This window comes from Bacillus sp. FSL M8-0256 (assembly GCF_038005765.1).
GTDB lineage: Bacteria > Bacillota > Bacilli > Bacillales > Bacillaceae > Bacillus > Bacillus safensis.
Genome location: NZ_JBBOTU010000001.1, coordinates 1,890,327 through 1,916,040, shown reverse-complemented (window position 1 = coordinate 1,916,040; position 25,714 = coordinate 1,890,327). Strand labels below are relative to the sequence as shown.

The window sequence follows — 25,714 nt, the reverse complement described above, 5'->3', positions numbered from 1 at the left end:
AGGAGAAAAGACCATGAACAAAAGTCAACAAACCAATTTAAGATCTATTATCCTAATTTCGACCTTTGGAGGACTTCTTTTTGGTTATGACACTGGTGTATTAAATGGTGCATTACCTTACATGTCTTTACCGAATCAGTTAAATTTAACAGCATTGATGCAAGGGATTGTGACAAGTGCATTATTATTAGGTGCAGCATTAGGTGCAGTCATATGCGGACGTTTATCAGACAGGTTCGGACGCCGTAAAACTATTTTTTACTTAGCCGCTCTATTCTTTTTTTCTACATTAGGATGTACTGTATCACCAAACGCTGAAGTAATGGTCTTATTCCGATTCTTATTAGGGCTTGCAGTTGGAGGAGCTTCAGTCATAGTTCCAGCCTTTTTAGCTGAAATCTCTCCAGCAGAAAATCGCGGAAGAATCGTCACACAAAATGAACTGATGATCGTATCCGGTCAATTACTTGCTTTTACCTGTAATGCATTGATTGGAAATATATTTGGAGAGAACCCGTATGTATGGCGCATCATGCTACCAATTGCGGCGATTCCAGCCATTATTTTATTCTTCGGTATGCTAAAAGTGCCAGAGAGCCCAAGATGGCTTGTAACAAAGGGGAAAAACAAAGAAGCACTTCAAGTACTTCACCGCATTCGCTCAAAAGGAGCGGCGAAAACGGAGTTGCTCGAAATAGAGAACGCTTACAGGGAAGAAGTGAATTTAGATAAAGCGACTTTAAAAGATTTATCCACGCCTTGGATTAGGCGGCTTGTGTTTATCGGCATAGGAATTGCGGTTGTACAGCAGTTCACAGGAGTTAATTCCATCATGTATTACGGAACAGAAATTTTAAAAGATGCAGGTTTCGAAACGAAGGCAGCACTAATTGGGAATATTGGGAATGGTGTTATCTCTGTCCTTGCTACATTTGTTGGCATTTGGCTGCTTGGCAAAATAGGACGTCGCCCTATGTTAATTTCAGGCTTGATTGGAACAACCTTTACATTACTGTCTATCGGCATTTGCTCTAATCTTTTTGCAGGAACAGCCTTTCTTCCATATTTGATTTTATTTTTGACGATTACATTTCTTTCATTCCAGCAAGGCGCCATCTCTCCTGTCACTTGGCTCATGCTGTCAGAAATTTTTCCTCTTCGGCTGCGGGGGCTTGGTATGGGGGTAAGTGTATTTTGTCTATGGATGGTGAACTTTTTAATTGGTTTGACGTTCCCAATATTACTTGCTCAGATCGGCCTCTCGATGACTTTCTTCGTTTTTGTCGCTTTCGGAGTCCTGTCTATTTTGTTTGTGGTGAAGTGCTTACCGGAAACAAAAGGGCTGACACTTGAAGAACTAGAAATGAATTTCCGTAAGCACGATCAAACATCAATTGACATCACAACAGATCATCAAACACTGTCTTAAATAAAAGGGATGAAAACAAAGATGGTGTCGAACCAATTTGTGAAAATGGAGTTTCAACAGTAAGGAGTGTTCAATAGATGAAAGTAATAGATTCAAAGCTCATTTCAATGAAAAGCATACTGCATGAAGCAAAACAAAAACAATATGCAGTAGGACAAATGAATATCAATGGTTTGCAATGGGTGAAAGCCATCTTACTTGCGGCAAAAGAGGAGCGATCTCCTATCATTTTAGCAGCATCTGACCGGCTCATTGATTATTTGGGCGGCTTTCACACGATTGTAGGCATGGTTGAAGGGTTAATGAAAGATTTGGAGATCAGTGTCCCAGTTTCTTTACATTTAGATCATGGCATGACTGTCTCTCGGTGCAAAGCTGCCATTGATGCAGGATTTAGCTCAGTCATGATAGACGGCTCTTCCTATCCTCTCTCACAAAATATTGCCATGACAAAAGAAGTTGTTCATTATGCCTCTAAAAGAGGTGTATCTGTCGAAGCTGAAGTTGGCTCTGTTGGAGGAATGGAAGATGGCTTGATAGGAAATATCATCTATGCTGATCCATACGAATGTGTGCGTCTTGTTAGAGAAACAGGAATTGATGCCTTGGCCGCAGCACTCGGTTCAGTGCATGGCCCTTATCAAGGAGAACCGAAGCTAGGATTTGATGAGATGAAGCAAATAGCTGAACTCACAGACGTTCCGCTTGTCTTACACGGCGGTTCAGGCATTCCTGTTGATCAGATTCAAAGGGCAATCTCACTTGGTCATGCAAAAATCAATGTCAACACTGAATGCTTGGAAGCTTGGAATCAAGCTGTCCGAGCTCAACTAACTAAAAACAAAGCAACCAATGATCCACAAACAATTTTAACACCTGGTACAGAAGCCATTAAACAAGCTGTCAAGATGAAAATCCAACAATTTGGATCAAGTCAGCGTGTTTGATCACATCTAGCAGACACTCCCATAGATAAGATGAAAAGGAAGATTAAGCATGATAAAAACGAAAAGAATCCAGCAAATAAAAGAATATGTGATCCAACATCAGTCTGTCTCGTTAGATGATCTTGTCTCAACCTTTGGGGTGTCAAAAAATACGATTAGGCGAGACGTTCAAAAGCTCGTTGAAGAAGGACATATCCAAAAAGTTTATGGGGGAGTAGCAGCCAATCATGCAAGGCTTGAATCATTTCATGACAGACAAACACGAAACCAACTTCAAAAAAGATGGATTGCAAAAGATGCGGCTCAATTAGTAGATGATGGCGATGTCATTTTTATTGACTCTGGTACCACAACATTAGAAATGATTCATTTTATAAAAGAAAAGGAATTAACGGTTGTCACGAACAACTTAGACTTTATTGTACAAGCATTGCCTTACACTCAGCTTCAAGTCATTTCAACTGGCGGCCAATTAGAGCGGAAAACGAAATCATTTTCCGGCATTACTAATACAAATGATGTACTTCAATACAACTTCGATAAAGTGTTTATGGCCTCAACAGGTGTCTCTATTTCAAATGGAGTAACAAATTCATCGCCAGTAGAAACAAGCATGAAGGAAATGGTCGTCAAAAAAGGTAGAGAAGTGATTCTATTAGTCGATCATACAAAATTCAATAAATATGCGATGTTGACATATTGCCAGCTGGATGAAATCGACTACTTAATCACTGACGATTCTCTGGATACCTCCTATACAACCTTTTTCAAAAAGAATCATATCAAATGGATCGTTGCTCCTTCACAAGATGAAAGTCAGCAGACTTTAACATGAAGGAACATGTCAAAAATATTTTCAGATAAGGCAGGGGAAAAAATGGACACAATCAGATTAACGGTGAGTCAAGCATTGGTCAAATTTTTAAATGCCCAGTACGTTGAATATGACGGTGAAAAAAAGCCTTTTATCAAAGGAATCTTTACTATTTTCGGTCACGGAAATGTGTTGGGGCTCGGTCAAGCCCTTCAAGAAAACCCTGGAAGGCTCGAGGTATATCAAGGAAGAAATGAACAAGGGATGGCACATGCTGCAACGGCTTTCGCAAAACAAAAGCAACGTAAACAAGTAATGGCCTGCACCTCATCCGTTGGGCCTGGCTCTGCCAATATGATCACAGCTGCTGCAACGGCAACAGCGAATCAAATTCCACTTTTGCTTTTCCCAAGTGATGTCTTTGCCACACGACAGCCAGATCCAGCACTTCAGCAGATTGAACAAACATACGACTTGAGTTTATCGACGAATGATGCCTTTCGGGCTGTGAGTAAATACTGGGACCGGGTTTCAAGACCAGAACAGCTCATGTCCGCACTGATTAACGCCATGCGTGTTTTAACAAATCAAGCAGATACTGGTGCGGTCACAATTTCGCTTCCTCAAGATGTTCAAGGAGAAGCATGGGATTACCCGCTGTCTTTTTTTCAAGAGCGGACGCATTTTTTAGACAGATATGCACCTTCAGCAAGAAGTATTCAAGAAGCAGCGGCACTCATTCGTAAGAAAAAGAAGCCTTTCTTGATTTTAGGCGGAGGGGTGCGTTACTCAGAGGCGGCTGACGAGTTTGTCCAATTTGCTGAAACTTTTCATATACCCTTTAGTGAAACACAAGCTGGTAAAAGCTGTGTTGAAAGCAACCACCCATTAAATGTAGGCGGACTTGGTGTCACTGGCAATAGTGCTGCCAATGAACTCGCTCAGAAGGCTGACCTTATTATTGGCGTCGGCACTAGATTTACAGACTTTACAACATCATCTAAACGGCTATACGCAAACAGTGATGTTTTAACGATCAATCTATCCGATTATCATGCATCTAAATTAGATGCAACAACAGTCATTTCTGATGCGAAGATGGCACTCCTTGCATTAAAGGATGAACTGGCAAACTATCAAACAGGTTATCAAAATGAAATCAAAGAAGCAAAGCAGCGCTGGGCACAAGAATTACATCGGCTTCATCATATTCAGTACACTGAAACAGGCTTTACACCTGAAATCAAAAGCCACTTTGATCATGAATTAGATGAATATAAGGAAAAACTTCATACAACGCTACCTCAAACGACTGTACTTGGCTGTTTAAACGAATGGATTCCATCTGACGCCATTATTACATGTGCTGCAGGCAGTCTCCCAGGAGATTTACAGAGAATGTGGGTGACAAAAGAGCGAAACACATATCACCTTGAATATGGATACTCTTGTATGGGCTACGAAATTGCTTCTGCACTTGGAGTAAAAATGGCTGAACCAACCAAAGAAGTGTATGCCTTAACAGGTGATGGCAGTTATTTAATGCTGCATAGTGAACTTGTCACAAGCATTCAAGAGGGCTATAAGATTAATATCATTCTTTTTGACAACTCCGGTTTTGGCTGTATTAATAATTTGCAAATGGGCCATGGAATGGACAGTTTTGCGACTGAATTTCGAAAAAGAAACAAGAAAACAGGACAGCTTGATGGAGAGATTATGAGAATCAATTTTGCACAATCAGCAAAAGGTTATGGAGCAAAAACATATGAAGTTCATACACTCGATGAACTGAAATCTGCGGTTGAAGATGCTAAAAAGCAGACAGTCAGTACCCTGATTGATGTGAAGGTACTTCCAAAAACTATGACAGCAGGTTACGGTGACTCATGGTGGAACGTAGGTATCTCAGAAATCTCTGATAAAGAACAGATCAAAAAAGAATATGAAGAAAAACAGCAAAAATTAAAACAAGCAAGACAATATTAAGAAAAGCTACATGAAAGGTGTGTGCATAATGGCTGATTTAATTGTACCTAAACAAAAAAGAGACAAAGAGGGAAAGGTGCTGAGCATCACACCTCAATCAGCAGGTTGGACCTATATTGGCTTTGAGGTGTACACATTGGCAAAAGGTGAAAACCTTCGTAAAAAAACAGGTGAAAATGAGGTGTGCATTGTCATTCTCTCAGGTAAACTTCATCTCCAAACGAAAGAAAAGACATGGAAAGAAATTGGGGAACGAATGAATGTTTTTGAGAAAACACCTCCTTTCTCCATTTATATACCAAACGATGATCATTACGAAATTGAAGCCATAACAGATATTGAGATCGCCGTTTGTAGTGCACCTGGAAAAGGCACATATCCAGCTCGTCTCATTCTTCCTGAACGAGTAGGGGTTGAACATAGAGGCGCAGGTAATATTGCAAGACAGGTTCACAACATTTTACCCGAACATGAACCAGCTGACCACCTGCTTGTTGTAGAAGTATTTACACCGGAAGGAAACTGGTCGAGCTATCCGCCGCATAAACATGATCAAGATAATTTACCGCACGAATCTTATTTAGAAGAAACGTATTATCACAAAGTAAACCCAGAACAAGGTTTTGTTTTACAAAGAGTATATACAGATGATCTTTCACTAGATGAGACAATGGCTGTAAGAGATAGTTCCGCCGTTCTTGTACCAAAAGGATATCACCCTGTGTCAGCACCACCAGGCTATGAAATCTATTATTTGAATGTCATGGCAGGTCCAGTGAGAACTTGGAAGTTTCATAACAATGCTGAACATGAATGGGTGATGAAAAACAAATTGAGTATGAAAAGGGAGGGGCGCTGATGCTAGATTTATCATTTAAACAAGATCGGCAGCTTGATGTTATTGCAATGGGAAGATTATGTATTGATTTAAATGCGAACGAACTGAATCGGCCGATGGAAGAGACGATGACTTTCACAAAATACGTCGGGGGGTCTCCAGCCAACATTGCCATTGGTTTAGCAAGGCTCGGTATGAAATCTGGATTCATTGGAAAAGTCGCTAACGATCAGATGGGACGTTTTGCAACAAGCTACTTGGTAAAGAACAACATCAATACAGACGGCATTGTCATAGATCAATCTGGTGCTGTCACGGGTCTTGCTTTTACTGAGATTAAGAGTCCCGAAGAATGCAGTATTTTAATGTACCGAGACAATGTAGCAGATTTAAAAATCGATGTCCAAGAAGTATCTGAACAATATATCAAAAAGGCGAAAGCCTTACTCATCTCAGGCACTGCGCTAGCAAAAAGTCCATCAAGAGAAGCAGTATTTGTGGCACTTGATTATGCACGTAAGCATCACGTAACTGTCTTCTTTGACCTGGATTATCGTCCATACACTTGGCAAACCGAGCAAGAAACAGCGATTTATTACAATTTAGCTGCTGAAAAATCAGACGTGATCATCGGCACAAGAGAAGAGTTTGATATGATGGAAAAACTCATAGCAGATGGACCATCAAATGATGAATCAACGGCCAAAAAATGGTTTTCACACCATGCCAAAATCGTTGTTATTAAACATGGGGGTGATGGTTCCATCGCTTATACGCAGGATGGACAGTCATATCGAGGCGGCATCTTTAAAACAAAGGTCCTCAAAACATTCGGAGCGGGTGATTCATATGCTTCAGCCTTTATTTATGGACTGATGAACAACATGTCCATTGAAGAAGCTATGCGTTTTGGAAGCGCTTCTGCCTCCATCGTAATTTCTAAGCATAGTTCATCAGATGCCATGCCCACAGTTAAAGAAATCAAAGACTTTATGAACGAAACAAAAGTTGAACAAACACAACCAATTTAATCGTAGAGGAGAGAATACCATGGCTAAAACAACTGTCAAAACATTAAAAAATTATATTGGAGGAGAATGGGTAAATGCTGAAACAAGTCAAACTGAACCCGTTTATAATCCAGCAACAGGGAAAATCATTGCAGAAGTTCCCCTATCAACAAAAGGAGATGTAGAACGAGCAGTTCAAGCAGCTAAAGAAGCGTTCACCAGCTGGTCGAAAACCCCTGTACCAAGACGTGCACGTATTCTCTTTAAATATCAGCAATTATTAGTCGAAAAATGGGAGGAATTAGCCGAACTGGTTACGCTCGAAAATGGAAAAAGCTTAACTGAAGCACGCGGAGAAGTACAGCGAGGCATTGAATGCGTCGAATTCGCAGCCGGTGCCCCAACTTTAATGATGGGAAAACAGCTGCCAGATATTGCGACTGGACTTGAATCAGGCATGTACCGCTATCCTATTGGTGTCATTGGCGGCATTACGCCATTTAACTTTCCAATGATGGTTCCTTGCTGGATGTTCCCGCTTGCCATTGCCTGCGGAAATACATTTGTCTTAAAACCTTCAGAACGTACGCCTGTTCTTGCGGCACGGTTAGCAGAGCTGTTTGAAGAAGCGGGTCTTCCAAAAGGTGTTCTTAACATAGTCAATGGGGCTCACGATGTCGTTAACGGCCTGCTTGAACATCAAAACGTCAAAGCTATTTCATTTGTCGGCTCTCAGCCAGTCGCAGAATATGTCTATAAAAAAGGAACAGAGCATGGCAAACGTGTCCAAGCACTTGCAGGGGCTAAAAATCACTCCATTGTCCTAAAAGACGCAGATATAGATGCAGCCGTCAAACAAATTGTTGGTGCTGCCTTTGGCTCTGCTGGAGAAAGATGTATGGCTGCAGCTGTTGTCACAGTAGAAGAAGATATCGCTGACGAGCTCATTCAAAAATTAATCGCTGAATCCAATCAGATGGTCATTGGAAATGGTATGAATGAAGATGTTTTCCTCGGCCCGGTCATTCGGGAAAGTCACAAAGAACGAACGCTTCAATATATTCAATCAGGTATTGAAGAAGGAGCGAGTCTCATTCGTGATGGCCGCAAAGATCGTGAAACAGAGGGAGAAGGATACTTTATCGGACCGACTATTTTTGATCATGTAACAAAAGAAATGAAAATTTGGCAGGACGAAATTTTCGCTCCCGTTTTATCCATTGTTCGCGTTTCATCGCTTGCTGATGCTATTGAAATTGCCAATGAGTCTAAATTTGCAAATGGTGCCTGCCTTTACACTGATAGTGCATCAAGTGTGAGGGAATTCCGCGAGAATATTGATGCAGGCATGTTAGGTATTAATGTCGGTGTTCCAGCACCAATGGCATTTTTCCCATTCTCAGGTTGGAAAGATTCATTCTATGGCGACCTGCACGCAAATGGCACGGACGGTGTTGAATTTTATACTAGAAAGAAAATGGTCACCGCTCGTTATATGTAATACAACATACTCCTATCAACTTCAAAACAGCTGTGCGAAAAAGCACAAATACAGGAGGTAACAAGATGGAATTAAAGATTGGTGTTATTGGTATAGGTGCCATTGGTCAAGATCATATGAAGCGAATTACAAATACGCTGTCTAAAGGAAGAGTGGTGGCTGTTACTGATGTGAACAGACAGCAGGCAAAAGCCATCGTAGATGCATTCAGCCTGGATGCACGTATTTATGAGGATGGCCATCAACTCATTCAATCAGATGAGGTAGATGCCGTTATCGTCACATCATGGGGGCCGACACATGAAGAATATGTGTTAGCTGCTATTGAAGCTAATAAACCTGTTTTTTGTGAAAAACCACTTGCAACCACAGCAGAAGGCTGCCTTCGTATTGTCGAGGCTGAAATGAAGAAAGGCAAATTACTCGTACAGGTTGGATATATGCGCCGGTACGATTCGGGATATCGCGCTTTAAAACAAGTACTGGATGAAGGACAAGTAGGTGAACCATTAATAATTCATGCTGCACATAGAAACCAAACCGTCCCTGACACATATACAGGAGATATGTCAATTGTCGATACATTCATTCATGAAATCGATGTCCACCGCTGGTTACTAAATGATGAATACGTATCCGTACAAGTCATTGCACCTAAAAAAACGCAGCAAGCTGCTGAGCACTTACAAGATCCTTTAATAGTGATCATGAAGACGCAACAAGGAACCATCATCAACGGCGAAATATTCGTTCATTGTCAGTACGGCTATGACATTCAGTGTCAAATTGTCGGTGAAAAAGGAATTGCAAGTCTGCCTGATCCTGCCAGTGTCGTTTTGCATAGTCAGGCAACACGATCTACAAATATCTTAACAGACTGGCAGCATCGATTTAAAGCAGCCTATGACGAAGAATTGCAGGATTGGATCAATTCCTCCTTAAAAGGAGAAGTAAATGGACCTACTGCTTGGGATGGATATGTAGCTGCCGTAACAGCAGATGCTTGTCTTAAAGCAAAGGCAACTGGTGAGACAACACCAATCCATCTCCAACAACGTCCAGCCTTTTATCATCAATCATTTGTTCCTGAAAAAGTATAATCAATTCAAAAGAAGAGGCTGCTGAAAGCAGTTTCTTTTTCATTCCAAAAAAGAAAAAATGCAGCTCCATCATGGGAGACTGCATTTTTTTGTCTTCTAGTCAAAAAGTAAGGGTTTTCATCGTGATTCCAGCAAGGATTTGCCCTAGAAATCATTCTTTCTATTCATTCTTCATCAGTATCTATCAACATATTTTGAAATTGGGCCTAAACCCCAATATTAGGAAGACGAAAACAGGAGGAAATGAAACGATGAGGACGAGGATGAAGTGCGGCGTTGGTTTATTGATTTTTGCTTTGGTACTGAGCTTTTTACCGGTATATGATGCGAGTGCGGCAAGCACAACAATTGCAAAACGTGTAGGAAATGCAAACCCGCTCATAGACCACCACTTGGGCGCTGATCCGTTTGCGCTCACCTATAACGGAAGAGTGTACATTTATATGTCGAGTGATGACTATGAATATCACAGCAACGGAACGATTAAGGATAATTCTTTTGCCAATTTGAATAGGGTCTTCGTCATCTCTTCAGCAGATATGGTGAACTGGACAGATCATGGCGCGATTCCAGTAGCCGGTGCAAATGGAGCAAATGGCGGCAAAGGGATCGCTAAATGGGCAGGTGCTTCCTGGGCTCCATCAGCGGCGGTGAAAAAAATCAATGGGAAAGATAAATTTTTCCTTTATTTCGCGAACAGCGGCGGAGGGATTGGTGTTCTGACAGCAGACTCCCCAATCGGTCCATGGACAGATCCTATCGGAAAAGCGCTCGTCACGCCAAATACACCAGGAATGTCTGGGGTTGTATGGCTGTTTGATCCAGCCGTTTTTGTAGATGATGACGGCACTGGGTATCTATATGCCGGCGGAGGTGTACCAGGCGGTTCTAATCCAACGCAGGGACAATGGGCCAATCCGAAAACAGCAAGAGTCTTAAAACTAGGTCCTGATATGACAAGTGTTGTGGGCAGCGCCTCGACCATTGATGCTCCTTTTATGTTTGAAGACTCAGGGATGCATAAGTATAACGGAACCTATTACTATTCCTATTGCATCAACTTTGGCGGCTCCCACCCAGCAGATAAACCACCTGGTGAGATCGGTTATATGACGAGCTCAAGTCCGATGGGTCCCTTTACGTATAGAGGGCACTTCCTGAAAAATCCGGGTGCATTTTTCGGTGGAGGCGGTAACAACCATCATGCTGTGTTCAATTTTAAAAACGAGTGGTATGTCGTGTATCATACCCAAACGGTCAGCTCTGCCTTATACGGGGCAGGAAAAGGCTACAGATCTCCACATATAAATAAGCTTGTGCATAATGCTGACGGCTCCCTTCGAGAGGTTGCAGCCAATTTTGAAGGGGTCAAACAGCTTTCCAACCTGAATCCTTATCAGCGGGTAGAAGCTGAAACATTCGCATGGAATGGACGCATTTTGACAGAGGCCTCTTCAGCTCCAGGCGGACCGGTCAATAACCAGCATGTCACAAACATTCAAAACGGAGATTGGGTGGCTGCCAGTAACGTCGATTTCGGATCAAACGGCGCAAGAACATTTAAAGCGAATATAGCATCAAATGCAGGCGGAAAAATAGAAGTACGCCTCGGAAGCCCTGACGGCAGACTCGTCGGGACACTAAATGTCCCTTCGACAGGCGGAACAAACAATTGGCGAGAAGTAGAAACGACAGTAAACGGAGCAGCTGGCGTGCACAACGTATTTTTTGTCTTTACTGGAACAGGTTCAAACCTATTTCAGTTTGATTCCTGGCGTTTTACTCAATAACAAAGGATGACAAAATGATAGGAGAGTGGAAAAATTTGATGTCAATGATCAAAAAACCAATCTGTACTTTATTGATCTGCTTCACCATGCTGTCTGTCATGTTCATCGGACCTGGCGTCACTGAAGTTTCAGCAGCAGATGCCAATATTAATATCAATGCAGAAAGACAAGTGATTCGTGGCTTTGGCGGAATGAACCACCCGGCTTGGATTGGTGATTTGACCGCACCTCAAAGGGAAACCGCTTTTGGCAATGGGCAGAATCAATTAGGGTTTTCCATTCTAAGAATTTTTGTAGATGAGAACAGAAATAATTGGCACAGAGAGGTCGCCACAGCCAAAAGAGCAATAGAGCATGGGGCTTTAGTGATCGCTTCACCTTGGAATCCTCCAAGCCATATGGTCGAGACTTTCAACCGTAATGGTACAACTGCAAAGCGTCTGAGATACAATCAATACGCTGCATATGCTCAGCATCTGAACGATTTTGTGACGTATATGAAAAATAATGGCGTCAATCTCTATGCGATATCAGTACAAAACGAGCCCGATTATGCACATGAATGGACTTGGTGGACTCCTCAGGAAATCCTGCGTTTCATGAGAGAAAATGCCGGCTCCATTAATGCCCGCGTGATTGCACCAGAATCCTTTCAATACCTTAAAAATATATCAGATCCTATCTTAAACGATCCGCAGGCGCTAGGAAATATGGACATTCTCGGAGCCCATTTGTACGGAACCCAAATCAGCCAGCTTCCGTATCCTCTGTTCAAACAAAAAGGCGGGGGGAAGGAGCTTTGGATGACAGAGGTCTACTACCCGAATAGCGATAACAATTCAGCGGACCGCTGGCCTGAGGCATTAGGGGTTTCAGAGCATATTCACCATTCGATGGTAGAAGGGGACTTTCAGGCATATGTTTGGTGGTACATCCGCAGATCCTACGGCCCTATGAAGGAAGATGGCCTGATCAGTAAACGCGGTTACAACATGGCGCATTTCTCCAAGTTTGTACGCCCAGGATACGTCAGAATTGATGCAACGAAAAGTCCTGAACCAAATGTTTTCGTATCTGCCTACAAAGGAAACAATCAGGTCGTCATTGTCGCCATTAACAAAAACAATTCAGGAGTGAATCAGCACTTTGTGATGCAAAATGGAACTGCTTCGCAAGCATCAAGATGGATTACGAGCAGTAACAGCAACCTTCAGCCGGGTACAGACTTAAATATATCAGGTAATCAATTTTGGGCTCATCTCCCGGCTCAAAGTGTGACAACATTTGTAGTCAAACGCTAAAAATTAATTGTATCACCAAAAGCCAATTTTCTTATTTCAAAAGGAAATTGGCTTTTTTTATGCAAATAGGAAGTTGATTTTTTCACTATGTTCTTACATTGGGTATAATAATGGCAATGACTTCAGGAGAGTGATCAATGTATGCCAAAGCATCAAAGCAAAGTATTAATGATCGATGACGAAAAAGAAATTTTGGAATTAATCAACACAGTTTTAACAAGAGAAGGCATTGATCGTGTCATAACAGCTTCAACTGCCCGTGAGGGGCTCACGAAATTTCATCAAGAACAGCCCGATCTTGTCATACTTGATATTATGCTGCCAGACGGTGAAGGCTATGATATTTGCAGACAAATCAGAGAGACCTCCCATGTTCCGATTATCTTTTTATCAGCAAAGGGAGAGGAAACAGACAAAATTGTAGGACTTGCCATCGGCGGGGATGACTACATTACAAAACCGTTCAGCCCAAAGGAAGTCGCCTACCGGGTGAAAGCGCAGCTGAGACGGCTCTCATACTTGCAGTCATCTCAAGCCGATCCCGTGATCAAAAAAGGGCCGTTTGAATTAAACGAGCAGCAAGCAGAACTGACGAAAAACGGCACGGTCATTGAGCTCACGCCAAAAGAGCTTCTGCTGATGACCTACTTCTTGCAGCATCCGAACCGCATCATCAGTAAAGAAACGCTTTATCAAACTGTTTGGGGGGAAGACTTCTTCGGTTCTGACAATACGGTGATGGTTCATATCCGAAGACTTCGGGAAAAAATAGAAAATTCCCCGTCAACACCAGAGTTTCTCGTCACAGTCAAAGGGCTTGGCTATAAATTTGTTGTAAAGGATGCGTAAGGATGAAATGGCGATTAACAGGCAGATATATGGTCTCTGTCATTATCGTGACCATAATCACAGTCTTTATCAACTTATTCGTATTTATGATTTGGCTCATACTTCAGGCAAACAGCCAGCATAACGAGGAAAATACACCCGAAACCTTTACAAGATCATTTGAACAATACGTCTCTTTTTCTGATCAAGGGATAACCGTAAACAAAGAAGGGCAGAAAGCCTTAAAACAACAGAATGCATGGATTCAAATTTTAGACGAAAATGGACAGGACGTGTATCATGCGCAGGCACCTAAAGGATTAAAGAACAAATATACACCGATTGAAATCGTGAACTTACATAAATATAAAGATAAGCAATTATTATCGACCATTTATGCTGGCGGAAAAAAAGTAAAGGGCAAAGAATACAGCTACTTTATCGGATTTAAAGATCCTTCCATTGGAAAATATCTATTCTCGTTTGACACGAAGGATTTAGTAACAAGATTCAATATCGGGACGATGATTTTATTATCAATTGATGCCATCATAGCTTTACTCATTGGTTACTTATTCAGCCGGCAGCTCACAAAACCGCTCGGCCGTGCCATTCATAGCATCCAGCGGCTGGCAAACGGAGATTACACGACAAATCTACCTGCTAAAGGAATTTATAAAGATGTCTTCTATAATGTCAATCACTTATCAGAGCAGCTCGCTTCAAGCAAAAAAGAAAAAGACAAACTAGAGCAAATGCGTGAAGAATGGATCAGCCATATTTCTCATGATATTAAAACGCCGCTTGCTTCTATTCAAGGCTATGCAGAAATCATGAAAGACCCAAAGTATCCTCTTTCAAAGCAAGACATCAGACATTACGCGGGCATCATTGAGAATAAATCATTGTATATCAAAGATGTCATGGAGGATCTGAATTTAACGACAAGGCTGAAAAATAACGGCGTCATGCTCAATAAAGAGCTGGTCAACATCGTGTCACTGCTGCGGGAAACGTTAATTGATATTTTAAACGATTCAAGATATGCGGATCAAACGATTGAGCTTCAAACGAATGAAGACAAGCTCATGCTGAATATTGATAAAATCCTCATGCGAAGAGCGGTTACCAATCTGATTTTAAATGCACTCGTTCACAATGATCCTGATGTGACGATCATTGTACAGCTTGAACAAAAAGAAAAAACCCATATCACGATTAAAGACAACGGCAGAGGAATAGAAGAGGCAGAGCTGGAAAAAGTGTTTGACCGCTATTACAGGGGGACGAATACAGGAGTTTCACATGCTGGCTCTGGTCTTGGGATGGCCATTGCAAAGGATATTATCGTCAAGCACGGCGGAGACATCACGATCCGCAGCAGTGTAGGAAAAGGAACAACAATTGATATCCAACTACCAGCATAAAAATAGACAAAAAAACGGTTCTGATCAACAACAGAACCGTTTTTTCACCTAATTATTTATTCTGAAAATACTTTGATGCCTTTCACAATGTTCCAAATGAAGAAGTAGATGGCAACAAGGAATGTCACTGCATATGTCGCAATTAAGAAAGGCCCCGCATGGCTGATATCTTTCATACCAAGTAAACCTGAACCAAGGATGCCAATACCAAAAATCAAATAAGGTATGACATGCGTCCATAATGATTTTTTCGCATGATATTTCACTTCGTCCTGACCTAAGAAATAGACGATAATTGGGAACAAAAATGGTGCGAAAAAGATACTGAAGTAACATAATGATGACAAGACTTTATTTTCTCTCAAAACGTTTCACCTCTATGATTTATTCACTACATACACATTGTACTACCTCAACCTTAATCCGTATTAATCTGAACCTTACAGCAACCTTAAAAATGTTTACCTTTTAAAATAATTTATAAACGACATACTATAATATAGGTATTTAAATCTATTTTACCGAAAAAAATAGTTGACTTTGGTTTATCCTGTGTTTACAATAAAGTCGTAACCGATGCAGGAGTGTTACTGATATCATCAGGCACCACCAAGTCAGGTAAACATGTTGTACATTTGTACGTTGTTTGCTGAGATTTTGGTGTTTTTTTATGCTTTTTTAGCAGTTTTAGGTAAGGTGGGATGAAGATGTTCACCGTCGTTAAAGTTTTAAACAATAATATCGTATTAGCTCTAACAGACACTCAAAATGAAGTAGTTGTTTTTGGTACAGGAATAGGCTTTAAGAAGAAAAAGGGTGATACACTTGATGAGAGCGCTGTCAGTAAGACATTTTATTCTGATCAGACGTCTCCATTAGAATCTCAACTTGCCGCTATCCCAACTGATATCCTTTTATTAACTGAAAAAATCATTCATATGGGCGAAGAGATGTTGAATAAAAAATTAGGTTCTAGCATGCTGTTTTCGCTATCTGATCATCTTACCTTTTCTATTCAAAGGCATCAAGAAAAAATGGAATATGAAAACCCAATTGTATGGGAAATTCCACATCTATATTTTCAAGAATATCAAATTGGGAAAAAAGCACTTAAAATTATTCAAAAAATGATGGGGATTACTTTTCATGATACAGAGGCTTCACTCATTGCCCTTCATTTTGTAAACGCTCAAATAGATGGTCAGTCTATGGGAGATACGATCAAAATGACCCATCTCACGAAGGAAATCGTTAAGATTATTCAAAACATTTTCGAGATGGTGTTAGATAAATCATCAATAGATTATTCGAGGTTTATCACTCATTTGAGATATTTTATTGTCAGACAAGAAACAAATCAACCACCGCAGCAAATGGATGATTCATTAAAAGAATTAATTCAGGATCGTTATATAAAGAGCTATGCATGCGGTTTAATTATTAAAGAAATGTTAAAGCGGGAATTCAATTGGAATGTCACTGAAGACGAACTTGTTTTTCTAGTCATTCATATTGAAAGAATTACAAAGAAACATCAACAAAATAAATGATTTCTTTTAGGCGTGTTATGAAAAAGCATTAACCTAAACAAATCTCCATTTAGAAGTCTTTCTAATGGTGGATTTTGTTTAGGTTTTTTTTGTGAAAATGAAGGGGTGAAGACATGGGAAACAAAGAATTGGCGCAAGAAATTATTAAATTAATCGGTGGAACCGGCAATATATCTCAAAGCTGGCATTGTATTACGAGGCTGAGATTTAATATCAACGATGAAAAACAGGTGAAAGTAGATGAACTGAAAACAGTAGACGGTGTGCTGGGAGCGCAATTCCAAAGCGGACAATTCCAAGTCATTATTGGAGCAAAGGTTGCAGAAGTCTATGAAGAAATCGACCATCTGATTGGAGAGAGCAGCAATGTTTCTACTCCTGCTAAAAATACGTCAAAAATGAATCCAATCGAAGTCGTATTCGATGTCATTAGCGGGATTTTCACACCGATTTTGCCGGCGATTGTTGGTAGTGGATTGATAAAAGGGATCATGGCTTTGTTCGTTAGTTTAGGCTGGATGACGGAAAAAAGCTCTACCTATGCTGTACTTCAAATCTTTTCAAATGCTGTCTTTTACTTTTTACCTTTCCTCATTGCGTATTCTGCAGCGAAGAAATTTAAAACACGAGAATCTCTTGCGATGGCACTCGCTGGGATTTTATTGTATCCAACGATGGTGGAAGGTGCAGCAAAAGGGGCAGATCCACTTAGTTTTTTAGGATTGAGTATTCCATTAAATAATTATACTTCTTCTGTCTTACCGATTATTTTAGGAGTGCTGCTCCTTAGCTTTATTGATAAGTGGATAACGAAAGTGATTCCAAAATCCTTAAGCATCGTGTTTACACCGGTACTGAGCTTAATGATCACGGCGCCTCTTACACTAGCTTTCATAGCGCCTATTGGAAACGTTTTCGGTCAGTATTTAGAGATCTTTTTCACTTCTTTATTCCATTTTGCTGGGCCGATTGCAGGTTTATTAATGGGAGGCCTCATGCCTTTAATTGTGCTAACTGGGATGCATTACGCATTCTTCCCAAGCACGTTTGCCAGCTTTGAAAAAGTTGGCTACGATATCATGCTGCTTCCGATGAACTTTATTGCCAATATGGCACAAGCAGGTGCCGTTTTAGGGGTCATCATTCGCACAAAACGAGTAGAAACAAGGTCTTTGGCGTTATCAACATTGCTTCCGAGTTTCTTTGGAATTACAGAACCAGCCATTTATGGAGTAACACTGAGATTGAAAAAACCTTTCTATGCTTCATTAATAGGCGGCGCAGTTGGCGGATGTTTTTATGGTTTATTCTCAGTCAAAACGACAGCATTTTCAATTCCAGGTATTACATCTCTGCCAACCTATATTATGAAAGGCACAAATAATTTTCAGCTGGCTTTAATTGGAATAGCGCTAAGCTTTTTGGTCTCACTGCTTGCCACTATGTTTCTTGGCTTCAATGAACCTGCCACAAAGGATGAAGGGCAGCCAGAAAAACAGGGAAAGCCATCTAAAAATCCAGAAAATCCAGTCAATCAACAAGCTGCCAGACAAGTAAATCCTTATGAAGTACAAGCACCTATAACTGGTAAAGTCGTTCCTTTATCTGACGTAAATGATGCCGTCTTTTCAAGCGAAATGATGGGAAAGGGAGTAGCGATTATACCTGATAAGGGGGTGGTACAAGCGCCGTTTGCCGGAAAAGTAGTGACCGTTACACCTACTAAACATGCAATTGGTTTGGTTTCAGATGATGGGGTTGAATTATTAATACATGTAGGGATTGATACCGTCAGCCTAAATGGTCAATTCTTTGAGGTATTGGTGGAAGAAGGAGATGAAATCAACATCGGGGATCATTTATTATCATTTGATATAGAAGGAATTCAATCAAAAGGATTAGATGTCGTGACACCTATCATCGTCACTAATTCCTCGAAGTACCTGGATGTTATCTATACAGGTGACTCTTATGTCAACGCAGGAGAAAATAAACTCTTAATGCTTATTCATTAATCAAAATAGAAGGGATGATTGAAATGAAAGAATTAAAAAAAGGATTTTCAGATAATTTTCTATGGGGTGGCGCAACCGCTGCCAATCAAATAGAGGGTGCATATTTAGAAGGTGGAAAAGGGCTGTCAACTTCAGACTTCGCTGCATATAAAGATCCTTACGCACAAGGAAAAGTGAACAACTTTACATTCGATGTGAGTTCAGCTGAACTAAACAAGTACAAGGAAAATCCTGATGCATTTGATTTCCCAAAAAGACGCGGAATTGATTTTTATCATCGTTATGAAGAAGATATTGCACTGTTTGCAGAAATGGGATTTAAAGTATTTCGTTTGTCTATCTCATGGGCAAGAATCTTTCCAACAGGCTTAGAGGACAAGCCGAATGAAGAAGGATTGGCTTTTTACGATAAAGTATTTGATGAATGTGCGAAATATGGAATTGAACCGCTAGTAACGATGTCCCATTATGAAATGCCGATTACTTTAACAGAAAAATATAATGGATGGATGAGTAGAGAGCTTGTCCCATTGTTCGAAAAATACGCACGTGCGATTTTAGAAAGATATAAAAACAAAGTGAAATATTGGATTACGTTTAAGAAATGAATATGAACCTTAATAGTCTTTATACAGGTGCTGGAATTTTAGAGGATCTAGTAGACCATAAATTACAAGCTGCTTACCAAGCATCTCATCATCAATTTGTGGCAAGTGCCTTAACAGTGAAGGCTGCAAAGGAAATCATTCCAGATGTCCAAATTGGCTGTATGATTAACCAAATTGAAGCGTATGCAAAAACAACAAAACCAGAGGATCAGCTGCAGGCAGTCAAATCGAATCAATTGAATATGTTCTATCCTGATGTTCAAGCTAGAGGCGAATATCCAACATACATGGTAAAATACTTTGCTGATAATCAAATCAAGCTGGATATTAAAGAGCAGGATGAACAAATTTTAAAAGAAGGCACTGTTGATTTTGTTGCGATCAGCTACTATATGTCCCATGTAGCAGAAGCACGTGAAGATGCAGCTGAGCTAGCGGGTACGTTTGACAGTCCGATTAAAAATGAACACTTGGAATTATCACAATGGGATTGGCCGATCGATCCAATGGGTCTGCGCATTTCATTAATTAAACTGTATGACAGATACCAAAAGCCTTTATTTGTTTGTGAAAATGGACTTGGTGCAAGGGATACATTGACACAAGACGGAAAAATACACGATGATTATCGAATTGATTATTTGAAAAAACATATTGAACAGATGAAAGAAGCCGTAAAAGAAGGTGTTGACTTAATGGGGTACACACCTTGGGGCTGCATTGACTTAATCAGCTGCGGAACATCTCAAATGACTAAACGCTATGGTTTGATCTATGTGGATCAAGACGACCTAGGAAATGGTACACTGAATCGTTACCGCAAAGACTCATTCTTCTGGTACAAAAATGTAATCGCATCAAATGGAGAAGACCTATAAAAGCAAATTGAATGATGTAAAACACCATCTCAGGGCGCCTTAACCGGCTGCATGCGATGGTGTTTTGTTTTTTAAGAAAACGTATCTTGACCTTGAAGTATAGTTCAACCTTTATAATGTAAATATAGAAAGACAAAATCACGAAAAAGGAGTAACGACGGAGTTGATGACTAGAGGAGAACTTGCCAAACAAACAGGAATAAGCCCTGCCGCAATTCGTTACTATGAAGAACACAACATTTTACCTGTCCCGAGACGCCGTTCGAACGGTTATAGACGATACACAGAAGACTACATTGTGAAAATTCAATTGATCAAAGATGCCAAATCATTGGGTTATTCACTAAAGGAAATAAAAGAAATATTGGAAATGCTGAGTCAAGACATAGAACTTGATACTTTAAAAAGAATTGTACATCAAAAACATGAAGAAATTGAAAAGAAAATTAAGGGTCTCCGTCTCATACAAGACCTTTTATCTAACTTATTAAAGACTCCTGAGAAAGAAGTACAAGTGTATCTCAAATCATTTCGTGTGATGAATGAGGATGACGAATAAACATATCTGCTTAAAGGAGAGATAACAAAATGAGTATCGACATTTTTAATGGAGAACGTTCTGAAGAAAGTATTCAATTTGAAACATTATTCACGTCCCAAAGTAATAAAGAGAGTTTTGCTAGTGTCGAAAAAACCAAAAATCTTCTGTCTCAAATAGAAAATATAAAGCCTTATGCAATCGGAGACGATGTGAAATTAAAGAGTGAGATAAAGGAGCAGACTTTCGAAGGAATGCAGGTTTTCACATTGAATGACCAAATGTCGCAAAAACAAAAGGTGATTTTATATATACATGGTGGTGCCTGGGTAAACCAGCCTCTCGATTTCCATTGGTGGTACATGGATAAAATGGCTAGGTCCCTTAACGCCAAAGTCATCGCTCCTATTTACCCTAAATTACCTCATTACAGCTACCAAGATACCTATCCAAAAATTCTAAATCTATATAAAGAAATACTAAAAACGGTTGAGAGTACCGATCAATTAACGATCATGGGTGATTCAGCGGGCGGAAATATCTCTCTTGGCCTTGCGCACCTCTTAAAGATGGAAGGTCTGCCGCAGCCGAAGGATATCATTTTATTATCTGCATGTGTTGATATGAGTTTAAGCAATCCTCTTATATTTGAATATGCCGATAAAGATCCCATTCTAGCGCCAGAAGGAATAGATGTCATTACAAAAATGTGGGCAGCAGATAAAAAGGTAACTGACCCATTAATCAGTCCGATTCACGGTGACTTTAACGGTCTTGCGAAGATCACTCATTTTATTGGAACACATGATATTTTATATCCAGATGCACTAAAGCTTGATGAAAAGCTAGCAGAACAAGGAATTGACATGAAAACCTTTGTTTATCCAGAAATGCTGCATGTATTTGTCGTCATGCCAATCCCTGAGGCACAAGACGCTCAGGAAAAAATCATTCAGGTGATAAATAGTTAGATTCTCTTTTCACATATCAAAATGCTCCGGCTTGAATATTTGAAAGCTTAGCGAAATGGGCTGCTGACTGAAAGCAGTCTTTTTCCATTCAACATGACATAACATTCGGAATGTCAATTCACCTCAGATTAAATATTCCTTAAATTCCAATTTTTGTTTACAATGTGCGGATTTCCTATTAATATGATACATATTCGGTTCTTCACCGGTTCATAAAGGAGAGTGACATGATGAGTGTTTTCTTTCTTCATCCCATGGCGCTGATCTTATTTACACTGCCTTTGTTATCTTTGATATGGGGGATTGTTGGCTACTGCATCTTTAAGCGAGTTTACATCGTTCTTATCATCACATTTGCAGTCTCCACTATTTTCATATTTGCCTATACTGGGTTTGACATGTCAAATATGTATTGGGTCGTGGTGATGACCTTTTTATGCATGTGTACCTCTGTCATCACAAAAATCATTCGATATATGTATGCCCGCTATAAAAGAGCATAACGAAAAAGCTGATGGTCACAAAAATCAGCTTTTTTGTATCCATTCTTCATGTAGCGGAACCGCCCATTATCTGAAGTTTGGTATAATAGATCAGTATATTCAAAACGAGCAAAGAAGGGCGAAGGGAACACAATGCACACATTTGATCTTACTCCAAAAGATGTAGAGTTAATAGACGAAGCAAAAAAGAAGATTACGAGCCTTTATGAAGAGGATAAACACCATGTAGGAGCCGCTATCCGCATGAAAACAGGAGAAATGATCTCGGCTGTCCATATAGAAGCCTATATCGGGCGGGTAACGGTTTGTGCAGAAGCCATTGCAATTGGCAGTGCTTTATCGAATGGATATAAAGATTTTGATACAATTGTTGCCGTTCGACATCCATATTCAGATGAAGAGGATAGAAGATTGAGGGTCGTAAGCCCTTGCGGCATCTGTAGAGAGCTTATTTCAGATTTCGGACCAGAATGTTTTGTCATCTTAGAAATAGATGGCGAACTAGTCAAAGTGAAAATTGGAGAACTCATTCCACTCAAATATACTAGAAGTTGATATACAGCCTAGACTTAGCAGCTTCAAGCGTTCTCTTTGTTACATTCCAGATAACTGAAAAATCGCTCCACAAAATCAGCCCCATGTATGTTCTCCATATGCGCCGTATTAAAAATATATTGTTCCATATGCTCAAGCTTGCGCAGGCTGCGTACCAGTACTTTGCGATCCTCGTCAGAAAGATGAGGGTCATGATTTATCTTCAGCAATGCCTGTTTGACACGCGCGGAGACCTTTTCAACATATAGATGGTTTTTGGAAGCTGGCGGAATACATTGCGACAGGTCACAGCCTGTAAAGCGAACACCGTCAAGAATACAGTTTTCAAAATTGGCAATCAGCTTTTGTTTACCATTTCCCTCAAACGTTATATCCACCGGCTTACCGGTAAAGGTACAATTTACGATATTTGCTGCTTGTAAAACGCGGTCATTAAACCTGCATTGATAAAATGTACAGTTGATAAACGCAGCATTTTCCAATGTCATTCCTCTCATATCACAGGAGGAAAATTCGCAATTCGTAAAAACAGCCTCGCCTTTAGCAATCCCAACAGAGCGCAAATCGGAACGAATAAACGTACAATGCTCAATCGTACTACCTGCAAAGAATCTCGCATTCGTCAGATCACACGTATTAAATACAAGATGACGCAGCTGACAGCTCCAAAATATAGGTGAATGAACATTCGAGTTATTGATGGTCGTTCCGCTTATCGTTTCATGTTCATACCTGACAATATCAGAAAATATTTCGTTGTCTACTGACATTCCAGACTCGAGCCTTCTCATTGTGATCACCTATCATTTCTTCAGAATCTTTTCCAATGATGAATACCTTCCAGCAAGTTCATTTCGGTTTCACTAAGCGGTTGGCACTGACAAGTTATTATATCATAAAGCTAGAAACATAAAGAGAGTGGTCATCGTTTTGAAAAGCGCTTATATCAAAATGTGTATTTCACATTCATTTTTTGATCATTACATTCTGCAAAAGCCTGTACATGTGGAAAGTCTGTCATACGATGGCGTGGACTTGATTAAGAAAACGAGCAGAAAGTGATGACCTGATGGTCTCATGTCTATTGCATGGCTGACAGGTGCTATCATGGAGAAACTAAGAAGGATGATTTTTTATTTGTTTCTATTTCTGTTCCCCAGAATAGATATCCGCAACGATTTTTAAAAAAGCCTTCAAAGCACGTGTCTTATATCGATCTTTCTTCACGACAATGCCAATTTTCCAGGGAATATATTGACTGCTAATTGGTTTTACACAAATGTCCTCTCTGTACATATCCGTTAAAGGACTTGGAAGGATCGCCACTCCAAGTTCATCACGAACTAATGTCAAAAGCAAATCCCATTGTGTTGTGCTGTAAGCGATGTTGGGAACAAAATGTTCCTTACGGCAGCTTTCTAAAATCACTTGACTCAACGCAAATGAAGAATCAAACAATATCCAGTTATCCTCTTTAAGCTGTTCGAGTGAGAGCTGTTGTTCATCTTTTAAAGCGTGATTTTTTGGTACACAAGCTACAAATGGCGCTTCAAAAATGAGTTGTTCTTCTAATTCATGACTTTGCGCAGGTATGACAACAAAGGCAACATCTACTTCGCCTTTCTCAACGAGTTTTTCTACATGCAAGCCGCCCTCTTCAATCATTTCGAGCGTCACATCTGGATGCTTTTTAGTAAAAGCCTTTGCCACTTTGGAAAAGAAAAAGGTACCAATTATTTGTGGCAGACCGATCTTTAAATGGCCGCGAATATGCGTGTCGGTATCACCCAGCTCCATTTGCAGCTCATTCATTTGCTGAAGCACCGCAATCGCTTTTTCATATACAAGCTCTCCTTCATCCGTTAACCTAAAAATTCGATTTGACCGATCGAAAAGAATGACACCCAGTTTTTTCTCTAATTTTTGAATGGTTTTAGAGAGGGAAGGCTGTGCGATAAAAAGCTTTTCACTTGCTCTTGAAAAACTTCCACAATCCGCAATCGTTTTAAATATTTCAAAGTCCCGTATGTTCATTTTATCCTCCCATTATTCCAATAAGGCATACTCATTATGATGATGATATATTGTACATGATAAACGTTTATTTTTACACTGAGAATAAGGAGGGGTAAGATGTCAACATGTAGAGTTGCTGTTGTGCAAGCTGCTTCTGTCATTATGGATAGAGAAGCATGTACTGAAAAAGCCATTTCATTAACACTTGAGGCTGGAGAAAAAGGAGCCAATATTGTTGTATTTCCTGAAGCTTTTATACCTGCTTATCCAAGAGGACTAGCTTTTGGCGCCACTGTAGGAAGCCGTTCTCCAGAAGGAAGAAAGGACTGGCTTCGTTACTTAGAAAATTCAGTTCCAGTTCCTAGTCAAACAACAGACAGATTAGGAGAAGCAGCCCGCAAAGCTGGTGTCTACCTCGTCATCGGTGTCATTGAAAGAGATGATGAATCAAGCCGCGGGACTTTATACTGTTCCGTATTGTTTTTCGGACCAGATGGAACCTTACTTGGAAAGCACCGTAAACTAAAGCCGACAGGCTCTGAACGACTCATATGGGGAGAGGGGGATGGCAGCACACTGCCGGTTTTCGATACACCGTATGGTAAAATAGGTGCTTTAATTTGCTGGGAAAACTATATGCCATTAGCTAGAGCAGCGATGTATGCAAAAGGCGTCCAAATCTATATAGCCCCTACAGCAGATTCCAGGGAGCTATGGCAATCAACGATTCGCCATATTGCCGCAGAAGGCCGCTGCTTCGTTCTATCTTGTAATCAATATGTGAATAAAGAGATGTATCCTAAAGATTTAGCCTGCTATGATGAATTAGCATCTTCTCCTGATGAAATGTGCCGAGGGGGAAGTGCAATCGTCGGTCCGTTAGGCGAATATATAAAAGAACCTGTCTATGGTCAAGAAGAGATACTGCTGGCAGATCTTGATTTGCGTGATATTTCTTCTAGTCAATTTGACTTCGATGTCGTAGGACATTATTCAAGACCTGATGTCTTCCAACTCGTCGTCAATGAAGAGAAAAAAGAAAATGTAAAGTGGATGAATCGATGAAATCACACGAAAAAAAGAGCAGCCATCAGCCGCTCTTTTTT

At 40.3% G+C, this 25,714-nt stretch carries 22 protein-coding genes and 1 pseudogene; 20 read left to right on the top strand and 3 right to left on the bottom strand.

Annotated elements, in window-relative coordinates:
* The first annotated feature begins 13 nt into the window (after positions 1 to 13).
* The 12 genes from NSQ76_RS09675 to NSQ76_RS09620 all read left to right on the top strand — a co-directional run bounded on the left by NSQ76_RS09675 (position 14) and on the right by NSQ76_RS09620 (position 14,974).
* Positions 14 to 1,429: a sugar porter family MFS transporter gene (locus NSQ76_RS09675; RefSeq protein WP_025093202.1), complete on the top strand. Its 1,416-nt coding sequence runs from the start codon at positions 14 to 16 to the stop codon at positions 1,427 to 1,429.
* A gap of 77 nt (positions 1,430 to 1,506) precedes the next feature.
* On the top strand, positions 1,507 to 2,376 hold the full coding sequence (gene fba, locus NSQ76_RS09670; protein WP_197172888.1) for a class II fructose-1,6-bisphosphate aldolase: 870 nt from the start codon (positions 1,507 to 1,509) through the stop codon (positions 2,374 to 2,376).
* A 49-nt stretch (positions 2,377 to 2,425) separates the two neighbouring features.
* Positions 2,426 to 3,211 carry a DeoR/GlpR family DNA-binding transcription regulator gene (locus NSQ76_RS09665; RefSeq protein ID WP_025093204.1) on the top strand — a complete coding sequence of 262 codons (786 nt, stop codon included), beginning with the start codon at positions 2,426 to 2,428 and terminating at the stop codon, positions 3,209 to 3,211.
* Between the two features lie 42 nt (positions 3,212 to 3,253).
* Complete coding sequence (gene iolD / locus NSQ76_RS09660) at positions 3,254 to 5,179, top strand: 3D-(3,5/4)-trihydroxycyclohexane-1,2-dione acylhydrolase (decyclizing) (RefSeq protein WP_327823376.1); 1,926 nt, start codon at positions 3,254 to 3,256, stop codon at positions 5,177 to 5,179.
* A gap of 28 nt (positions 5,180 to 5,207) precedes the next feature.
* A complete protein-coding gene (iolB, locus tag NSQ76_RS09655; RefSeq protein WP_025093206.1) occupies positions 5,208 to 6,038 on the top strand; it encodes a 5-deoxy-glucuronate isomerase in 831 nt (276 codons plus the stop codon).
* A complete protein-coding gene (gene iolC, locus NSQ76_RS09650) occupies positions 6,038 to 7,048 on the top strand; it encodes a 5-dehydro-2-deoxygluconokinase (protein WP_341053500.1) in 1,011 nt (336 codons plus the stop codon). The genes iolB and iolC overlap by 1 nt, the downstream gene beginning before the upstream one ends.
* 19 nt (positions 7,049 to 7,067) lie before the next feature.
* Positions 7,068 to 8,528 (top strand): CoA-acylating methylmalonate-semialdehyde dehydrogenase, encoded by a 1,461-nt coding sequence (locus NSQ76_RS09645; protein WP_025093208.1) that lies wholly within the window; start codon positions 7,068 to 7,070, stop codon positions 8,526 to 8,528.
* Between the two features lie 65 nt (positions 8,529 to 8,593).
* Positions 8,594 to 9,628, top strand: coding sequence for a Gfo/Idh/MocA family oxidoreductase (locus NSQ76_RS09640; RefSeq protein ID WP_268479508.1), 1,035 nt, complete (start codon positions 8,594 to 8,596; stop codon positions 9,626 to 9,628).
* A gap of 251 nt (positions 9,629 to 9,879) precedes the next feature.
* Positions 9,880 to 11,418, top strand: coding sequence for a glycoside hydrolase family 43 protein (locus NSQ76_RS09635; RefSeq protein ID WP_163115082.1), 1,539 nt, complete (start codon positions 9,880 to 9,882; stop codon positions 11,416 to 11,418).
* 35 nt (positions 11,419 to 11,453) lie between these two features.
* Positions 11,454 to 12,719 (top strand): glycoside hydrolase family 30 beta sandwich domain-containing protein, encoded by a 1,266-nt coding sequence (locus NSQ76_RS09630; RefSeq protein WP_044334533.1) that lies wholly within the window; start codon positions 11,454 to 11,456, stop codon positions 12,717 to 12,719.
* Between the two features lie 141 nt (positions 12,720 to 12,860).
* Positions 12,861 to 13,568, top strand: coding sequence for a response regulator transcription factor (locus NSQ76_RS09625; RefSeq protein ID WP_208945758.1), 708 nt, complete (start codon positions 12,861 to 12,863; stop codon positions 13,566 to 13,568).
* A gap of 2 nt (positions 13,569 to 13,570) precedes the next feature.
* Positions 13,571 to 14,974 (top strand): sensor histidine kinase, encoded by a 1,404-nt coding sequence (locus tag NSQ76_RS09620; protein WP_341053495.1) that lies wholly within the window; start codon positions 13,571 to 13,573, stop codon positions 14,972 to 14,974.
* A gap of 56 nt (positions 14,975 to 15,030) precedes the next feature.
* On the opposite strand, the gene NSQ76_RS09615 is transcribed toward NSQ76_RS09620, so the two are convergent.
* Positions 15,031 to 15,339 carry a DUF4870 domain-containing protein gene (locus tag NSQ76_RS09615; protein WP_025093214.1) on the bottom strand — a complete coding sequence of 103 codons (309 nt, stop codon included), beginning with the start codon at positions 15,337 to 15,339 and terminating at the stop codon, positions 15,031 to 15,033.
* A 342-nt stretch (positions 15,340 to 15,681) separates the two neighbouring features.
* Between NSQ76_RS09615 and NSQ76_RS09610 the strand changes: the two genes are divergently transcribed.
* From NSQ76_RS09610 to NSQ76_RS09580, 7 genes and pseudogenes are all read left to right on the top strand, one after another.
* A complete protein-coding gene (locus NSQ76_RS09610; RefSeq protein ID WP_341053492.1) occupies positions 15,682 to 16,524 on the top strand; it encodes a PRD domain-containing protein in 843 nt (280 codons plus the stop codon).
* A gap of 113 nt (positions 16,525 to 16,637) precedes the next feature.
* Positions 16,638 to 18,539, top strand: a complete 1,902-nt coding sequence (locus tag NSQ76_RS09605; protein ID WP_277721951.1) for a beta-glucoside-specific PTS transporter subunit IIABC — start codon at positions 16,638 to 16,640, stop codon at positions 18,537 to 18,539.
* A 23-nt stretch (positions 18,540 to 18,562) separates the two neighbouring features.
* A pseudogene (locus NSQ76_RS09600) lies at positions 18,563 to 20,025 on the top strand (glycoside hydrolase family 1 protein).
* A 166-nt stretch (positions 20,026 to 20,191) separates the two neighbouring features.
* A complete protein-coding gene (locus tag NSQ76_RS09595; protein ID WP_103132481.1) occupies positions 20,192 to 20,584 on the top strand; it encodes a MerR family transcriptional regulator in 393 nt (130 codons plus the stop codon).
* A 29-nt stretch (positions 20,585 to 20,613) separates the two neighbouring features.
* Positions 20,614 to 21,534: an alpha/beta hydrolase fold domain-containing protein gene (locus tag NSQ76_RS09590; RefSeq protein WP_034622030.1), complete on the top strand. Its 921-nt coding sequence runs from the start codon at positions 20,614 to 20,616 to the stop codon at positions 21,532 to 21,534.
* 230 nt (positions 21,535 to 21,764) lie between these two features.
* Positions 21,765 to 22,037 (top strand): DUF2651 family protein, encoded by a 273-nt coding sequence (locus NSQ76_RS09585; RefSeq protein ID WP_025093220.1) that lies wholly within the window; start codon positions 21,765 to 21,767, stop codon positions 22,035 to 22,037.
* A gap of 132 nt (positions 22,038 to 22,169) precedes the next feature.
* Positions 22,170 to 22,592, top strand: a complete 423-nt coding sequence (locus tag NSQ76_RS09580; RefSeq protein WP_025093221.1) for a cytidine deaminase — start codon at positions 22,170 to 22,172, stop codon at positions 22,590 to 22,592.
* Between the two features lie 23 nt (positions 22,593 to 22,615).
* On the opposite strand, the gene NSQ76_RS09575 is transcribed toward NSQ76_RS09580, so the two are convergent.
* A complete protein-coding gene (locus tag NSQ76_RS09575) occupies positions 22,616 to 23,383 on the bottom strand; it encodes a pentapeptide repeat-containing protein (protein ID WP_025093222.1) in 768 nt (255 codons plus the stop codon).
* Between the two features lie 352 nt (positions 23,384 to 23,735).
* Positions 23,736 to 24,626, bottom strand: coding sequence for a LysR family transcriptional regulator (locus NSQ76_RS09570; protein WP_025093223.1), 891 nt, complete (start codon positions 24,624 to 24,626; stop codon positions 23,736 to 23,738).
* A gap of 99 nt (positions 24,627 to 24,725) precedes the next feature.
* Here NSQ76_RS09570 and NSQ76_RS09565 point away from each other — a divergent pair, with 99 nt between their 5' ends.
* Positions 24,726 to 25,673 carry a carbon-nitrogen hydrolase family protein gene (locus NSQ76_RS09565; RefSeq protein ID WP_024425171.1) on the top strand — a complete coding sequence of 316 codons (948 nt, stop codon included), beginning with the start codon at positions 24,726 to 24,728 and terminating at the stop codon, positions 25,671 to 25,673.
* Positions 25,674 to 25,714 lie beyond the last annotated feature (41 nt).

Excerpts from the sequence above, each read along its gene's own strand:
- NSQ76_RS09610 (WP_341053492.1), top strand. The coding sequence starts at position 15,682 with ATGTTCACCGTCGTTAAAGTTTTAAACAATAATATCGTATTAGCTCTA.
- iolB (WP_025093206.1), top strand. The coding sequence starts at position 5,208 with ATGGCTGATTTAATTGTACCTAAACAAAAAAGAGACAAAGAGGGAAAG.
- NSQ76_RS09605 (WP_277721951.1), top strand. The coding sequence starts at position 16,638 with ATGGGAAACAAAGAATTGGCGCAAGAAATTATTAAATTAATCGGTGGA.
- fba (WP_197172888.1), top strand. The coding sequence starts at position 1,507 with ATGAAAGTAATAGATTCAAAGCTCATTTCAATGAAAAGCATACTGCAT.
- NSQ76_RS09635 (WP_163115082.1), top strand. The coding sequence starts at position 9,880 with ATGAGGACGAGGATGAAGTGCGGCGTTGGTTTATTGATTTTTGCTTTG.
- NSQ76_RS09640 (WP_268479508.1), top strand. The coding sequence starts at position 8,594 with ATGGAATTAAAGATTGGTGTTATTGGTATAGGTGCCATTGGTCAAGAT.
- NSQ76_RS09595 (WP_103132481.1), top strand. The coding sequence starts at position 20,192 with ATGACTAGAGGAGAACTTGCCAAACAAACAGGAATAAGCCCTGCCGCA.
- iolD (WP_327823376.1), top strand. The coding sequence starts at position 3,254 with ATGGACACAATCAGATTAACGGTGAGTCAAGCATTGGTCAAATTTTTA.
- NSQ76_RS09665 (WP_025093204.1), top strand. The coding sequence starts at position 2,426 with ATGATAAAAACGAAAAGAATCCAGCAAATAAAAGAATATGTGATCCAA.
- NSQ76_RS09575 (WP_025093222.1), bottom strand. The coding sequence starts at position 23,383 with ATGAGAAGGCTCGAGTCTGGAATGTCAGTAGACAACGAAATATTTTCT.
- NSQ76_RS09645 (WP_025093208.1), top strand. The coding sequence starts at position 7,068 with ATGGCTAAAACAACTGTCAAAACATTAAAAAATTATATTGGAGGAGAA.
- NSQ76_RS09580 (WP_025093221.1), top strand. The coding sequence starts at position 22,170 with ATGCACACATTTGATCTTACTCCAAAAGATGTAGAGTTAATAGACGAA.
- NSQ76_RS09590 (WP_034622030.1), top strand. The coding sequence starts at position 20,614 with ATGAGTATCGACATTTTTAATGGAGAACGTTCTGAAGAAAGTATTCAA.
- NSQ76_RS09620 (WP_341053495.1), top strand. The coding sequence starts at position 13,571 with ATGAAATGGCGATTAACAGGCAGATATATGGTCTCTGTCATTATCGTG.
- NSQ76_RS09565 (WP_024425171.1), top strand. The coding sequence starts at position 24,726 with ATGTCAACATGTAGAGTTGCTGTTGTGCAAGCTGCTTCTGTCATTATG.
- iolC (WP_341053500.1), top strand. The coding sequence starts at position 6,038 with ATGCTAGATTTATCATTTAAACAAGATCGGCAGCTTGATGTTATTGCA.
- NSQ76_RS09625 (WP_208945758.1), top strand. The coding sequence starts at position 12,861 with ATGCCAAAGCATCAAAGCAAAGTATTAATGATCGATGACGAAAAAGAA.
- NSQ76_RS09675 (WP_025093202.1), top strand. The coding sequence starts at position 14 with ATGAACAAAAGTCAACAAACCAATTTAAGATCTATTATCCTAATTTCG.
- NSQ76_RS09585 (WP_025093220.1), top strand. The coding sequence starts at position 21,765 with ATGAGTGTTTTCTTTCTTCATCCCATGGCGCTGATCTTATTTACACTG.
- NSQ76_RS09570 (WP_025093223.1), bottom strand. The coding sequence starts at position 24,626 with ATGAACATACGGGACTTTGAAATATTTAAAACGATTGCGGATTGTGGA.